This is a genomic window from Rhizobium sp. 05L429, assembly GCF_056397645.1.
Window position 1 is genome coordinate 24,359 of sequence record NZ_JBFTNV010000024.1, and the last position, 14,218, is coordinate 38,576.

Annotated in this window: 15 protein-coding genes; 7 read left to right on the plus strand and 8 right to left on the minus strand. The window is 60.3% G+C overall.

Annotation, left to right across the window (positions count from 1 at the left end):
- Window positions 1-104: 104 nt before the first annotated feature.
- The 3 genes from kdpA to AC1DNW_RS23155 all read right to left on the minus strand — a co-directional run bounded on the left by kdpA (window position 105) and on the right by AC1DNW_RS23155 (window position 2,703).
- Window positions 105-1,808 (minus strand): potassium-transporting ATPase subunit KdpA, encoded by a 1,704-nt coding sequence (gene kdpA, locus AC1DNW_RS23145; RefSeq protein ID WP_477854474.1) that lies wholly within the window; start codon window positions 1,806-1,808, stop codon window positions 105-107.
- A 50-nt stretch (window positions 1,809-1,858) separates the two neighbouring features.
- Window positions 1,859-1,948 carry a K(+)-transporting ATPase subunit F gene (locus AC1DNW_RS23150; RefSeq protein ID WP_016556800.1) on the minus strand — a complete coding sequence of 30 codons (90 nt, stop codon included), beginning with the start codon at window positions 1,946-1,948 and terminating at the stop codon, window positions 1,859-1,861.
- Window positions 1,949-2,340: 392 nt separating this feature from the next.
- Window positions 2,341-2,703, minus strand: a complete 363-nt coding sequence (locus tag AC1DNW_RS23155) for a copper resistance CopC family protein (protein ID WP_113301813.1) — start codon at window positions 2,701-2,703, stop codon at window positions 2,341-2,343.
- A 514-nt stretch (window positions 2,704-3,217) separates the two neighbouring features.
- Between AC1DNW_RS23155 and AC1DNW_RS23160 the strand changes: the two genes are divergently transcribed.
- A complete protein-coding gene (locus AC1DNW_RS23160; RefSeq protein ID WP_477854475.1) occupies window positions 3,218-4,261 on the plus strand; it encodes an NAD(P)-dependent alcohol dehydrogenase in 1,044 nt (347 codons plus the stop codon).
- 7 nt (window positions 4,262-4,268) lie between these two features.
- Here the strand turns inward: AC1DNW_RS23160 and AC1DNW_RS23165 are convergent, their stop codons facing one another.
- The 4 genes from AC1DNW_RS23165 to AC1DNW_RS23180 form a co-directional block, all read right to left on the minus strand.
- Complete coding sequence (locus AC1DNW_RS23165) at window positions 4,269-4,835, minus strand: DedA family protein (protein ID WP_477854476.1); 567 nt, start codon at window positions 4,833-4,835, stop codon at window positions 4,269-4,271.
- 55 nt (window positions 4,836-4,890) lie between these two features.
- Window positions 4,891-6,252, minus strand: coding sequence for an FAD-containing oxidoreductase (locus tag AC1DNW_RS23170; protein ID WP_477854477.1), 1,362 nt, complete (start codon window positions 6,250-6,252; stop codon window positions 4,891-4,893).
- Window positions 6,252-6,710 (minus strand): DUF4126 family protein, encoded by a 459-nt coding sequence (locus AC1DNW_RS23175; protein WP_477854478.1) that lies wholly within the window; start codon window positions 6,708-6,710, stop codon window positions 6,252-6,254. The genes AC1DNW_RS23170 and AC1DNW_RS23175 overlap by 1 nt, the downstream gene beginning before the upstream one ends.
- Before the next feature lie 96 nt (window positions 6,711-6,806).
- On the minus strand, window positions 6,807-7,994 hold the full coding sequence (locus AC1DNW_RS23180) for an acyl-CoA dehydrogenase (protein WP_477854479.1): 1,188 nt from the start codon (window positions 7,992-7,994) through the stop codon (window positions 6,807-6,809).
- Window positions 7,995-8,209: 215 nt separating this feature from the next.
- Between AC1DNW_RS23180 and AC1DNW_RS23185 the strand changes: the two genes are divergently transcribed.
- The gene (locus AC1DNW_RS23185; protein ID WP_113301798.1) at window positions 8,210-8,548 is read left to right on the plus strand and encodes a cupin domain-containing protein; all 339 of its coding nucleotides are present in this window, start codon (window positions 8,210-8,212) and stop codon (window positions 8,546-8,548) included.
- Here AC1DNW_RS23185 and AC1DNW_RS23190 read toward each other — a convergent pair whose 3' ends face one another.
- Complete coding sequence (locus AC1DNW_RS23190; RefSeq protein WP_477854480.1) at window positions 8,549-9,502, minus strand: LysR family transcriptional regulator; 954 nt, start codon at window positions 9,500-9,502, stop codon at window positions 8,549-8,551.
- A gap of 105 nt (window positions 9,503-9,607) precedes the next feature.
- Between AC1DNW_RS23190 and AC1DNW_RS23195 the strand changes: the two genes are divergently transcribed.
- Genes AC1DNW_RS23195 through AC1DNW_RS23215 form a run of 5 tightly spaced genes read left to right on the plus strand, consistent with a single transcriptional unit; the run spans window position 9,608 to window position 14,192 of the window.
- Window positions 9,608-10,819 (plus strand): ABC transporter substrate-binding protein, encoded by a 1,212-nt coding sequence (locus AC1DNW_RS23195; protein ID WP_113307869.1) that lies wholly within the window; start codon window positions 9,608-9,610, stop codon window positions 10,817-10,819.
- Between the two features lie 3 nt (window positions 10,820-10,822).
- The gene (locus AC1DNW_RS23200) at window positions 10,823-11,608 is read left to right on the plus strand and encodes an ABC transporter ATP-binding protein (RefSeq protein ID WP_477854481.1); all 786 of its coding nucleotides are present in this window, start codon (window positions 10,823-10,825) and stop codon (window positions 11,606-11,608) included.
- A complete protein-coding gene (locus tag AC1DNW_RS23205) occupies window positions 11,608-12,309 on the plus strand; it encodes an ABC transporter ATP-binding protein (RefSeq protein WP_477854482.1) in 702 nt (233 codons plus the stop codon). Before AC1DNW_RS23200 ends, AC1DNW_RS23205 begins: the two co-directional genes overlap by 1 nt.
- Window positions 12,310-12,313: 4 nt before the next feature.
- A complete protein-coding gene (locus AC1DNW_RS23210; protein WP_477854483.1) occupies window positions 12,314-13,201 on the plus strand; it encodes a branched-chain amino acid ABC transporter permease in 888 nt (295 codons plus the stop codon).
- Between the two features lies 1 nt (window position 13,202).
- Window positions 13,203-14,192: a branched-chain amino acid ABC transporter permease gene (locus tag AC1DNW_RS23215; RefSeq protein ID WP_477854484.1), complete on the plus strand. Its 990-nt coding sequence runs from the start codon at window positions 13,203-13,205 to the stop codon at window positions 14,190-14,192.
- Window positions 14,193-14,218: the final 26 nt, after the last annotated feature.

Here is a 14,218-nt window from a genome sequence, read left to right on the forward strand (position 1 = left end):
TGATGTCGGAGGCGCGCGGCATCCGCTGGGCTCCACGCCCCGGCAGACCGGGACGTGGATGGAAGGCTTTTCGGAGCCTGTGACGGATAATCATGACACCCACCTCAGAAGGTCTGGCCGGCGATCATGACCAGGTGCTCGACAACAGGACCGAGGGCCAGTGCCGGGAAGAAGGTGAGACCACCGACGATGAGGATCGTGCCGATGAGCAGGCCGACGAAGAGAGGGCCGTCCGTCGGGAAGGTGCCTGCCGAGGCCGGAACCGTCTTCTTCGTGACCAGCGAGCCGGCAATCGCAAGAGCCGGGATGATGACGAGGAAGCGGCCCATGAGCATGCCGAAACCGAGCGTGATGTTGTACCAGGGTGTGTTTCCGGTCAGGCCGCCGAAAGCCGAGCCGTTGTTGGCCGCAGCCGACGTATAGGCATAGAGGATTTCGGAGAAACCGTGCGGGCCGGCCGTGCCGATCGAGGCAACTGCCGAGGGCAGCACGCTTGCGATCGCGGTGAAGACCAGCATGGCGAGCGGCAGGCAGAGGATGGCAAGAACGGCCATCTTCATTTCCTTCGCCTCGATCTTCTTGCCTAGATATTCCGGCGTACGGCCGACCATGAGGCCCGCCACGAAGACGGCGACGATGATGAAGAGCAGGATACCGTAGAAGCCAGCACCGACACCGCCGACGATGACTTCGCCGAGCTGCATGTTGATGAGTKGGATCAGGCCGCCGAGCGCGGTGAAGCTGCCATGCATGGCATTGACCGCTCCGCAGGAGGCMGCCGTGGTGATGACCGCAAACAGTGAGGACAAGGTGATGCCGAAGCGGACTTCCTTCCCTTCCATGTTGCCGCCCTGCAAGCCGAAGGCATGCATCAGCGGGTTGCCGGCAGCTTCCGCCCAGTAGGTGATGCCGACGCCGACGATGAAGAGGATGCCCATTGTGGCGAGGATTGCCCAGCCCTGGCGCTGGTTGCCGACCATGCGTCCGAAGACGTTGGTGAGCGCCGCACCGATCGCGAAGATCGATACCATCTGGATGAGGTTGGAAATCGCGTCCGGGTTTTCGAACGGATGGGCGGAGTTGGTGTTGAAGAAGCCACCGCCATTGGTGCCGAGCATCTTGATGGCAAGCTGCGAGGCGACGGGCCCGACGGCGATCGTCTGCTTGGCGCCTTCCAGCGTCGTGGCATCGACGTAGGGGCCAAGTGTCTGCGGCACGCCGAGCCCGACATAGGCGAGCGTCAGCACGATGCAGATCGGCAGCAGGATGTAGAGCGTCGCGCGGATCATATCGACCCAGAAATTGCCGATCGCCTTGCCCGATGCGCGCGAGAAAGCGCGGATGAAGGCAACGGCGATCGCCATGCCGGTCGCAGCCGACACGAAATTCTGAACCGTGAGGCCCATCATCTGCGTCAGGTAGGACATCGTGCTTTCGCCACCGTAATTCTGCCAGTTGGTGTTGGAGACGAAGCTGGTAGCGGTGTTGAAGGAAAGCTCCGGTCCGACCGCAGTCATGCCGGCCGGGTTATAGGGCAGCGCGCCCTGCAGACGCATCAGTGCGTAAAGCACGATGACGCCGAGCAGATTGAACATCAGCATGGCGAAGGCATAGGAGGTCCAGTGCTGATCTTCGCGCTCGCTGGTGCCGGCAACGGCGTAAAGCCCCCGTTCGATCGGAACGAGGACCGGTGAGAGGAATGTGCGCTCGCCACTGAAGACACGCGTCATGTAACCGCCGAGCGGTTTGACGAGCACAAGGACGATCCCGCAATAAAGCAGGATCTGAAGCCATCCGTTGAGGGTCATGGGAGGAAACTTTCAGTACCCGGCTGCTTCGATCAGAAGCGCCGGCTCTTTCAGAAACGTTCTGGGCGGATGAGGGCGTAGGTGAGGTAGACGGTGAGAAACACGGTCACGGCACCGCTCAAGATATAATCGAGGGTCATTGGTGTCTCCTTCAAAGCCTGTCGCAGGCGCGCGTATAGGCAAAGCATAGTCCGAAGAATACGACTGCAGTGCCGAGTAGAATTATATCCATCATCGATCTTGACTCCGGTTTGTTATTCTTGGAGTCAGACAAGACAAAGGGCGCCATCCTGGCGGGGCGGCACCTTTTATGCTTTCTGGCGTGGAGATGATCTTTGCGATCTCTCGGACATTAATATGCGGCCGAAGTGCATAAAGGTTCGAGATTGGGCAGGAGGCATCAATATAAAAATCTTATAAATGCCTTTATGCGCTCGAAGCCGGAATTGGGGCGCCATCGGCAGGTCGGTATAAACAAAAAGCCGTGCCTCGAGGGCACGGCGCGATATCGAACAGCGCAATGTTGGTGGGTTCAAGGATCGACCTTGAACTGGTAGTGGCCTTCGGCGCTATGACCGTCCATCGAGAGGACGCGCCAGTTGAGCGTGTAGAGGCCGGGTGCCATCGAAGGATCGAGCGGGATCTTGAAGACGGATCCTTCGGGGCCGGAGAGGAATGGCTTGCCCGTGGGCAATGCCGTGCCCTGCGCGTCGAGCAGGATGGCTGTCGAGCGCGTAAGATCGACTGGCCCGGTAAAGGTGAGTTCGAGGTTCGCCGGCACCAGCTGTTCTTCCTGCTGTGGCGGCGGAAGCGATGCTTCCTCGATCGCCGCTGAAGCCTCGTTTGCGGCAAAGAGAAGCGATGCGAATAGGCAGAATGACACAATCGATTTCATGACGGTCTTCCTTGGATTGCCGATCCGCATGGTGCCGGGAGCGTCATGCCCCGTCACGCCATGCCGGCGTATGCCTAATAACGCTGCTGGGGCCGATTTCGATCCCGCATCCTTGCAATAACCCGCACCGGCTGCAGCAGCGGCTGTGGCTGGCGCCCTTGTCGGAGTGTTGCGACCGCTTCATCGACCAGGTTGCGCCAAAATTCGCGGAGCCGTCTTGTTATCTGCGAGTTGGAAGCCGAATTCCTGGCGACATTGTCGTTGTCGTGCTTCATTGCTTTCTCCTTCCACTTTGCCGTGATCCTTGAACAGAAATATAGTCCTCGGCGAGCTCTGGCGAAATCATACGGACGTCTAGGGAGCGCCTATCTTTCGGGTGATAAGCGTGTGAGCATTTCGTCATATATTGAGCAAAAGCCTCCTGGATATGATTGAATTGCTGGGCGTTGCGGTCTTATAGTCGGCCGCAAGGGCATCCCATGAATCGCGGGAGCCATAGGGAAGGAAACCGATCATGACAAAAGTCCGTGCGCTGGTACTGGAGCGCCAGCATGAGCTTGCGCTTCGCGATATCGATCTGCCTCTGGAGACGGGACCCGGGCAGGTGAAGATCAAGATCCATACCGTGGGCGTCTGCGGCTCTGATGTGCACTATTACACGCATGGCAAGATCGGCCCCTTCGTCGTCAACGAGCCTATGGTACTCGGCCATGAGGCGGCAGGCACGGTGGTCGAGGTCGGTGCCGGTGTGACGCATCTGAGGGTCGGCGACCGCGTCTGCATGGAACCCGGCATTCCCGATCCCAATTCCAAGGCGAGCCGGCTCGGCATGTACAATATCGATCCTGCTGTCGCCTTCTGGGCGACGCCGCCGATCCATGGCGTGCTGACGCCTGAGGTCGTGCATCCCGCCAACTATACGTTCAAGCTACCCGACAATGTCAGCTTTGCCGAAGGTGCGATGGTCGAGCCTTTTGCGGTCGGCATGCAGGCCGCGACCAAGGCGAAGATCGCACCCGGCGATACCGCAGTTGTTCTCGGCGCCGGTCCGATCGGCACGATGGTAGCGATTGCCGCCCTTGCCGGTGGTTGCGCCCGCGCGATTGTCGCCGACCTCGCCCAGCCGAAGCTCGATATCGCCGCCCGGTATCAGGGCGTTATCCCGGTCAATATCCGCGAGAAGAACCTTGCCGAGGAAGTCAGCCGATTGACCGATGGCTGGGGGGCCGACGTGGTCTTCGAATGCTCCGGTTCGCCGAAGGCGTGGGAGACGATCATGGCCCTGCCACGTCCGGGCGGCGTCATCGTTGTCGTCGGCCTTCCGGTCAATCCGATCGGCTTCGACGTCTCCACGGCTTCCACCAAGGAAATCCGCATCGAGACGGTGTTCCGCTATGCGCACCAGTACGAGCGCTCGATCGCGCTTCTGGGATCGGGCCGCGTTGATCTCAAGCCGCTGATCTCCGAGACCTTCACCTTCGAAAATTCGATCAAGGCTTTCGACCGCGCGGTCGAGGCGCGCCCTGATGACGTCAAGCTGCAGATCGTCATGGAGTAAGGTGCCCCTAGGGGTGCCTTGTGAACGGTTTCATCCTGTGGAGCAGCACCGCGGCCGCGATGACGGCCGCGGCTGCGAGTGCGATCAGAAGATGGTTGTGTAGCGGAAGGCGACCGAGCATCTGTTCTATCCCATGCCCGAAGGCATAGCCGAGTGCGGTGAAAATCTGGCCCCAGACCAGCGCTGCCAGAAGATTGATGACGAGGAACTTCTGCGTCGATATGCGCGTCGTGCCGATCACGATCGGGCTGATTGTTCGCAATCCCACCAGAAAGCGGAACACGAAGATGARGCCCGTCGGGTATTTTTCGAGAAGCTGTGTCACCCGCGCCAGCGCCGGCGTTTCCATGAGGCGACGAACGAARCTCCATTGGGCTGCGTAGCGACCGRCGAAGAACCACATCTGATCGCCGGCAAAGGACCCTGCCGAAGCCGCCATTGAGGCGGCCCAATAGGTCAGAAGGCCGCGATGCGCGATGACGCCGCCGAGAAAGGCCGCTGTCTCACCCTCAAAGGCGGTGCCGAGAAAGATGGCCGGGAGGCCGTAATTCTCGATCATAAGCTCGATGGACATCTGGCCTGCCTCGTTACTGATTGCGATGCCGAGCTAGCGCTGTACCGTTGTCGGATCAGACCGCCTTCAGGTCGCCGAGCAGCGTCGGAATCAATTCCGAGACGGTTGGATGGATCGGCATGGACCATTGCAGCACCGGATAGGTCGTGCCGGCGTTCATGGCATCGATGAAGCCGTGAATCGCCTCATCTCCCTCGATGCCGAGGATCGCGGCACCGAGGATTTCCTTTGTTTCGGCATCGGCGATTACCTTCATGAAGCCCTTGGTTTCGCCGCGCTCGTTGGCACGACCGACCCGGCTCATCGGGCGGGTCGAGACCAGGATCTTGCGGCCGGAAGCGCGGGCCTGCTTTTCCGTCATGCCGACGCGGCCGAGTGGCGGGTCGATGTAAAGCGCATAGGCCGGAATACGGCTCGAAACCTTTCGGTCCCCGCCGTCGAGCAGGTTGGCGGCAGCTATTTCGAAGTCGTTGTAGGATGTATKGGTGAAAGCGCCGTGGCCGTTGCAATCACCAAGCGCCCAGATGCTGTCCACATTGGTGGCGAGCCGGTCGTCTACGGTGATGAAGCCGTGCTTGTCGGTGGCTACGCCCGCAACATCGAGGCCGAGATCGTCGGTATTCGGCGTGCGGCCGGTGGCAACAAGTACATGGCTTGCCTCGATCGTTTCGGAATCGACCGTGATGGTTGCACCGTTGGCACTCTTTGCGAAGCTGATGTTGTTGACGTCGGTATGGATTTTTATGCCCTCGGATCTGAGGATATCGGCGATCGCATCAGAAATATCCTCATCCTCTCTGGAGGCGAGCTTCGGGCCGCGCTCGATCACGGTCACGTCTGCTCCGAAGCGCCGATACATCTGCGCGAATTCCAGGCCGATATAACTGCCGCCGATGACGGCGAGATGCTTGGGCAGACTGTCGAGATGAATGATGCCGGTGCTGGTCAGGTAATCGATGTCGGCAAGGCCCGGCGTGTCGGGGATCGTCGGCCGCGCGCCGACATTCAGAAAGATCTTCGGTGCGGTCAGCGTCTCGCCGTTGACGGCGACTTCCTTGGGAGCCGTGAAGCGGGCATGGCCGTAGATGACGGTCATGGTTTTTATGCCGTCGAACCAGCCGCTCAGGCCGTTTCGCGCATTCATGGTAACCGTCTCGGCTCGCCCACGCACCGTCTTCATGTCGATTGCGATCTCGCCCGGTATCTGCACGCCGTACTCGGCCCCGCGCCGCGCCACCTGGGCGGCACGCGCACTTGCCACCAGCGTCTTCGTCGGCATGCAACCGGCATTGACACAGGTGCCGCCGAGGAACTTGCGTTCGATCAGCGCCACCTTCATACCTTTTTCCGCCATGCGGGCGGCCAGGAACGGGCCCGCTTGGCCGGCGCCGATGAAGATCGCGTCGAAGGTCTTCATCAGACTGCTGCTACGATGATGATTGCACCGATGATGGCGACGGCGTCTTCGATCAGGGCCGCCGGGCGATCCTGGCCGAAGGAGGCTGCGAGCCTGCCGCGAACAGCAGCCCCGCCAAGCGTGCCGATGACAGCGCCGATAATGCCGGCGATCAGGCCACCGAAGAGCAGGCTGCTGGCTGCCCCGATCACGGCGCCGGAAAGCGCGCCCATGACGATGCGGGCGCCGAACTGGATCGGCACCTTGCGTGACGGCGTGGTGGGCAACTGGTCGGTAATGAGCTCAACGACAGCCAGTATGGTGAAGATCCAAGGTGTCCACTGGTAGCCCATGAAAGCAAGCGGCGTCTGAGAGAGATCGTACCAGCCGAGTGCGGCACCCCAGGCGACAGCGGCCGGTGCAGTCATGGCGCGAAGACCGGCAACGACACCGATCAGGAGTGYGAGCAGCAGAAACATAGGCAAATCCCCCTTGCACCGCCGGCCATTCTGCCGCGGTGAGGGGAGGTTTGCACATTGTTAACTCCGTTGCAATTCGCCTTGTGTGCGGCCGAATTAGTTGGAGAAGGAGGCAATGCCCGTGATCGCGCGGCCGAGAATGAGCGCATGAATGTMATGCGTTCCCTCATAGGTGTTGACCACCTCCAGATTGACGAGATGGCGGGCAACGCCGAACTCATCCGAAATGCCGTTGCCGCCCAGCATGTCGCGGGCTGCGCGGGCAATATCCAGCGCCTTGCCGCAGGAATTGCGCTTCAGGATGGAGGTCAGCTCGACCGGCGGATGGCCCTCTTCCTTCATGCGGCCGAGCCGCAAACATCCTTGAAGCCCGAGCGAGATTTCCGTCGCCATGTCGGCAAGTTTCTTCTGGATGAGTTGGTTGGCGGCAAGCGGACGGCCGAACTGCTGGCGGTCGAGCGTATATTGCCGAGCCATGGCGTAGCAAGCCTCGGCAGCACCCAGCGCGCCCCACGCGATGCCGAAGCGGGCCGAGTTGAGGCATGTGAAAGGTCCCTTGAGGCCGGTGACGTCGGGCAGCAGGTTTTCTTCCGGCACGAAGACCTCGTCCATCACGACTTCGCCTGTTATCGAGGCGCGAAGCCCAACCTTGCCCTGGATCTTCGGCGCAGAGAGCCCCTTCCAGCCTTTTTCCAGGATGAAGCCGCGGATCAGCCCGTCCTCGGTCTTTGCCCAGACGACGAAGACATCGGCGATCGGTGCATTCGAAATCCAGGTCTTGGAGCCGGTCAGGCTATAGCCGCCATCGACCTTCCTTGCCCGCGTCGCCATGGAGCCCGGATCGGAGCCGTGATTGGGTTCCGTCAGGCCAAAGCAGCCGATCCATTCGCCGGTCGCAAGTTTCGGCAGATACTTCTTCTTCTGCTCCTCGGAGCCGAAAGCGTCGATCGGCACCATGACGAGGGAGGATTGCACGCTCATCATCGAGCGATAGCCGCTGTCGACGCGCTCAACCTCGCGCGCGATCAGACCATAGGCGACATAGCCGAGGCCGGCGCCGCCATATTTCGGATCGATCGTCGGGCCGAGAAGGCCGAGTTCGCCCATCTCGCGGAAGATCTCGGGATCGGTCTTCTCGTGACGAAAGGCTTCGAGAACGCGGGGCGCGAGCTTTTCCTGCGCGTATGCATGGGCGGTGTCCTGCACCATGCGCTCCTCGTCGGTCAGTTGCTCCACAAGCCGGAAGGGATCGGCCCAGTCGAAAACTTCGCGCGTATGCTGCATGTCCAGTCTCCTCACCACGGTTCAGGGCCCATTATTCAGGCATGCCTGATTTAAGGTCGCATAGACCCGCCGACTGGCGGCGTCAACACAAGCGACTATTGCACCAAAGATGCAGAAGTCGTCTTTTCAAATGCGGATCGTTACGCCAGTTTGCGGCCGATGGATTCCGGCCGGATGGATTCGGGCCAGACAGATTTTCGTGTGAGGAGGCAGACATGTCATCGAGTGATCTCTTTGTATCGGCCGAAGGGGCCGAATGGGTTAACCCTGAGCCGGGCGTGACGCGGCGCATCATGGCCTATTTGCCCGAGATGATGATGGTTGAAGTCGCCTTCGAGCCGGGCGCTGTGGGTGCGGCGCATTTCCATCCGCATATCCAGGCAAGTTATGTGGCCGAAGGCAGCTTCGAAGTCACGATCGACGGCCGCACCGAAGTGTTGAAGCAAGGCGGCAGCTTCATCGTTCCGCCCAATCTCGTACACGGCGTCAAGGCGCTGGAGAAGGGCCGACTGATCGACACCTTCACCCCGCACCGCGCCGAATTCCTGAAATAGTCAGGTCTCGGCCTTTGCTTTCCGTGTCGGGGCGGGCACGCCTATATAGGGCGGGATGAAACAGACATCCTCGCTGCGGACGGCTTCGCGCAGGAAGTCGATGACAGCGCGCACGCGCGGCGCCTGCTTGAGATCGCGATGGCAGGTGATCCAGTAGTGGCGCTTGAGGTCGATCTCGTCGGGCAGCACGCGCACCAGTTCAGGATAACGGCAGGCGAAAAAATAGGGCAGGATGCCAAGGCCGAGGCCATTTCTGGTGGCCGTCAGCTGCGCGAAGATGCTCGAACTCTGGAACTGCGGCTTGATGCGCGKATGTACGTCGCCGAGATAATCGAGGCCCGGCGCGAAGATCATTTCCTCGATATAGCTGATGAAGGGATGGTTCAGCAGGTCGTCACGCGTCCTGATGGGGGCCGCGCGGGCAAGATAGTCGCGCGAGGCGTAGACCTGCAGATGATAGTCGGTCAGCTTTTCCGCAAAATAAGGACCGCCCTTCGGCTCGTCGAGAACAACGGAAATATCCGCCTCCTTGCGCGAGAGAGACATGATCTGCTGGATGGTGACGAGTTCCAGCGCCAGATGCGGGTGACGGGCTGCAAATTGCGGCAACACCGTCGCAAAGAAGAAGTTGGCAAAGCCTTCCGGGGCGCTGRGGCGTACGAGACCGCGTTGGCTTAGCGAACCGTCAGCGAGATCGGCTCGCAACCGTTCCGTTTCCTGTTCCATCTTTTCGGCGGTTTCGACAAAGCGCGCGCCCATGGCGGTCAGCACGTAGCCGCGCGGGTTCCGCTCGAAAAGCTTTACCTTCAACGCAAATTCCAGCCGGTCGATGCGGCGTGAGACGGTGGCATGGCTGGAGCGCAATTGCCGCGCTGCCGTCGAAAGCTGGCCTGTGCGGGCGACGGCTAGAAAAAACTGCAGATCGTCCCAAGTAAATTGCGAGGCATGGCTCATCGGCGTCGTCCAACCCGTCTACGTCTTTGGTCTAATGCCGTCCGACAGAGAGTGCCGCAACTGTCTGCACAGGGGCATTCTGGCCAATCTCTGGGAGGAGAGACAATGCGAAAGAATCTCATTGCGTCCGTTGCATTTTTGCTTGCTAGCAGTACAGCCGTACTCGCCCAGAGCGCGGCTGTTTCCGACGGCAAGGTCAAGATCGGTATTCTAAACGATCAGTCGGGCGTCTATGCCGATTTCGGCGGCAAGTCCTCGGTCGAGGCTGCCAAGATGGCTGTCGAGGATTTCGGCGGCAAAGTGCTCGATATGCCGGTCGAGATCGTCGATGCCGACCACCAGAACAAGCCCGATATCGCCTCTAATATTGCCCGCCAGTGGTATGACACCGAGCAGGTCGACGCCATCATGGAACTGACGACGTCTTCCGTAGCGCTTGCCGTGCAGGCAGTGGCCAAGGAAAAGAAGAAGATCGATATCGTTACCGGTGCGGCAACGACCGACCTCACCGGCAAGGCCTGCTCGCCCTACGGCTTTCACTGGGCCTATGACACCCATGCGCTCGCCGTCGGCACCGGCGGCGCGCTGGTCAAACAGGGCGGCGACAGCTGGTTCTTCCTGACTGCGGACTATGCCTTCGGCTACTCACTGGAACAGCAGACCACGGATTACGTGAAAGCGAGCGGCGGCACGGTTGTCGGTTCGGTACGCCATCCCCTGTCCACGCAGGACTTCTCATCCTTTCTGCTGCAGGCGCAATCATCAGGTGCCAAGGTGATCGGCCTTGCCAATGCCGGCCTCGATACGTCGAACGCCATCAAGCAGGCGGCCGAATTCGGCATCACCCAGGGCGGCCAGCATCTGGCGGCATTGCTCTTCACGCTCGCTGAAGTCCATGGTCTTGGCCTTGAGGCCGCTCAAGGACTGACGCTGACGGAAGGCTATTACTGGAACCGCGACGACGACAGTCGCGCATTCGCCAAGAAGTTCTTCGCCCGCACCGGCAAGATGCCGAACATGATCCACACCGGCACCTATTCGGCCGTTCTGCAATATCTGAAGGCGATCCAGAAGGCTGGTACGGACGAGACGGAAGCCGTCGCCAAACAGCTTCACGAAATGCCAGTCGATGACGTCTTCGGCCGTGGCGGCACGGTTGGCCCGAACGGCCGCATGATCCACGACATGTACTTGCTGCAGGTCAAGAAGCCCGCCGAAAGCAAGGAGCCGTGGGACTACTTCAACGTTCTTGCCACCATTCCCGGCAAGGAAGCCTATATCGACCCCGCCAAGAGCGGTTGCGATCTGGTGAAATAAGATATGGCGGTTTCCGCAATTGAAACACAGGCCAAGCCGCGGGTGGTGCTTTCCGCCCGCGGCCTGCGCCGCGATTTCGGCGGCTTCACCGCCGTCAAGAATGTCGATCTCGATGTGCATGATGCAAGCGTGCATGCACTGATCGGGCCGAATGGTGCCGGCAAGACGACGGTTTTCAACCTGCTCACCAAGTTTCTGCAGCCGACATCGGGCACGATCACGCTGATGGGTACGGATATCACCAGGACGCCGCCAGACCGGGTGGCGCGTATGGGGCTCGTTCGCTCCTTCCAGATATCAGCCGTTTTTCCGCATCTGTCCGTACTCGACAATGTGCGGGTCGCCCTGCAGCGGCCGAACAATCTTTCCACGCAGTTCTGGCGGCCGCTTTCGGCGCTCGACAKACTCAACGACAGGGCCGAGCAGCTGCTTGCCAGCGTCGGTCTTTCCAAGGAGCGCGATCATATCGCCGCCGATCTCTCCTACGGGCGTAAACGGGTMCTTGAAATCGCAACCACGCTGGCGCTCGATCCGAAAGTGCTGCTGCTCGACGAGCCGATGGCTGGCATGGGGCAGGAGGATGTCGGTGTCGTCTCGGCCATCATTCGCGATGTCGCCCGCGACCGTGCGGTACTGATGGTCGAACACAATCTCTCGGTCGTCGCCAATATCTGCCGGCATGTCACCGTGCTGCAGCGTGGCGAAATCCTCGCCGAGGGCGATTATGCGACCGTCAGCCAGGACGAGCGCGTGCGCCAGGCCTATATGGGCACGGAGGAGCACCACTGATGGCGCCGCTTCTCGAAGTCCAAGGGCTGAACGCCTGGTATGGCGAAAGCCATATCCTGCACGGCGTCGACATGACGGTCGGCGAGGGTGAGATGATCACCATTCTCGGCCGCAACGGCGTCGGAAAGACGACGACTTTGCGCACTATCACCGGCATCGTGCGTGCGCGAAAGGGCAAGATCAGCTTTGCCGGCACGGATATGATGCAGGTGCCGCTGCACAAGACGGCCCATAAGGGCATCGGTTTCGTGCCGGAAGAGCGCGGCATATTCTCGACCCTAACGGTCTCGGAGAACCTGCTCTTGCCACCGGTCGTGGCGCCGGGTGGCATGAGCCTCGATGAAATCTACGAGCTTTTTCCGAACCTTTATGAGCGGCGCGCGAGTTCCGGCACCAAGCTGTCGGGCGGCGAGCAGCAGATGCTGGCGATTGCCCGTATCCTGCGCACCGGCGTCCGCCTGTTGCTGCTGGACGAGCCGACAGAAGGCCTGGCGCCCGTGATCGTTCAGCGCATCGGCGAGGTACTGACGGCATTGAAGGAACGCGGCATGACCATCGTTCTCGTCGAGCAGAACTTTCGCTTTGCGAGCCGTATTGCCGATCGCTTCTATCTGATGGATCATGGCCAGATGGTCTCGGAATTCCCGGTCGGTGAACTGCCGCAGCGCATGKATGTGCTGCACAAGGTTCTGGGAGTGTGATGCGATGACGATGATCTTCGGCATTCCCTTACAGGCGCTGCTCGGCCAGCTGCTGATCGGCCTGATCAACGGGTCCTTCTATGCGCTGCTGAGCCTTGGTCTTGCGATCATTTTCGGTCTTCTGCGCGTCATCAATTTCGCGCATGGCGCCCAATATATGCTCGGCGCCTTCGTCGCCTATCTGCTGCTGAATTATCTCGGTATCGGCTATTGGCCGTCTTTGTTGCTGGCGCCTGTCATCGTTGGACTTGCCGGCGCGGTTGTCGAACGGCTGTTCCTGCGCCGGCTCTACGATCTCGATCCGCTCTACGGTCTGCTCTTCACGTTCGGCCTGGCGCTCGCGGTCGAAGGCACGTTCCGTTATCTCTACGGCTCATCCGGCCAGCCCTATGCAACGCCACCGGCACTGGCCGGCGGAATGAACCTCGGCTTMATGTTCCTGCCGATCTATCGTGGATGGGTGGTGATCGTCTCGCTCGTCATCTGCATCGGGACGTGGCTTTTGATCGAAAAGACCAAGCTCGGCGCCTATCTGCGCTCGGCGACGGAAAATGCCACGCTGGTTCAGGTCTTCGGCGTCAACGTGCCGGTTTTGCTGACCTTCACCTATGCGCTCGGGGCCAGCCTCGCCGCCTTTGCCGGCGTGCTGGCGGCACCGATCTATCAGGTCTCACCGCTGATGGGCTCGAATATGATCATCGTCGTCTTCGCCGTGGTCGTGGTCGGCGGCATGGGCTCGATCATGGGCGCCATCATCACCGGGTATGTGCTCGGCATCGCGGAGGGCCTGACCAAGGTCTTCTATCCGGAAGCGTCCAATATCGTCATCTTTGTCATCATGGCGATCGTGCTTCTCATCAGGCCCGCGGGCCTCTTCGGCCGGGATGCGTGATATGGCTGACATCACCGAAACCGTCCGAACGGAAAAGAGCCGCACCGCCCTTTCGGTGCAGACCGGGTTCCTGATTATCGGGCTCCTGCTTCTGCTGCTTGCGCCGTTTTTCTTCTACCCGATCTTCCTGATGAAGCTGCTCTGCTTCGCACTCTTTGCCTGCGCCTTCAATCTGCTGCTCGGCTATACGGGTCTGCTCTCGTTCGGACACGCGACCTTCTTCGGCGGGGCGGCCTATTTTACCGCCTATACGGTGAAGAGCTGGGGCTTTCCGCCGGAGTTCGGCATTCTTGTCGGCGTTGTCGGAGCAGCCTTTCTCGGTCTCGTCATGGGCTTCTTCGCGATCCGCCGACAGGGCATCTATTTCGCGATGATCACCCTGGCACTGTCGCAAATGTTCTTCTTCTTCTGCCTGCAGGCGAAATTTACCGAAGGTGAGGATGGCATCCAGTCCGTGCCGCGCGGCCATCTCTTCGGCTTTATTGATCTCAACAGCTCGACCAATATGTACTACTTCGTGCTGGCGGTGTTTCTGATTGGGCTTCTGAGCATCTGGCGCTTCATCAATTCGCCCTTCGGCATGATCCTGAAATCGATCCGCGAAAACGAGCAACGGGCGATCTCGCTCGGCTATTCCGTGGCGCGCTACAAGCTTGGCGCCTTCGTGATGTCAGCAGCCCTTGCCGGGCTTGCCGGGTCGGTCAAGGCGCTGGTCTTCCAGTTTGCGACGCTGACGGATGTCGCTTGGCAGATGTCGGGCGAGGTGATCCTGATGACGCTGCTTGGCGGCATCGGCACGCTGATCGGCCCGGTCTTCGGCGCCGGGCTCGTCGTGACGCTGCAGAACTATCTCGCGACGTCGGAATTTCCGGTGACCATCATCACTGGCGTCGTCTTCATGATCTGCGTGCTGATCTTCCGCCGCGGTATCGTCGGTGAATTCTACGCCTCGCGGATCGGGCGTAAACTCGGTTTTGTCTATCGCCGCTGAACGGGGGACCTCTTCTCCTGCAACGG

Bases quoted from the DNA above. Each gene is read 5' to 3' on its own strand.
- AC1DNW_RS23150 (WP_016556800.1), bottom strand. From the start codon at position 1,948: ATGACCCTCGATTATATCTTGAGCGGTGCCGTGACCGTGTTTCTCACC.
- AC1DNW_RS23155 (WP_113301813.1), bottom strand. From the start codon at position 2,703: ATGAAATCGATTGTGTCATTCTGCCTATTCGCATCGCTTCTCTTTGCC.
- AC1DNW_RS23160 (WP_477854475.1), top strand. From the start codon at position 3,218: ATGACAAAAGTCCGTGCGCTGGTACTGGAGCGCCAGCATGAGCTTGCG.
- AC1DNW_RS23185 (WP_113301798.1), top strand. From the start codon at position 8,210: ATGTCATCGAGTGATCTCTTTGTATCGGCCGAAGGGGCCGAATGGGTT.
- AC1DNW_RS23195 (WP_113307869.1), top strand. From the start codon at position 9,608: ATGCGAAAGAATCTCATTGCGTCCGTTGCATTTTTGCTTGCTAGCAGT.
- AC1DNW_RS23215 (WP_477854484.1), top strand. From the start codon at position 13,203: ATGGCTGACATCACCGAAACCGTCCGAACGGAAAAGAGCCGCACCGCC.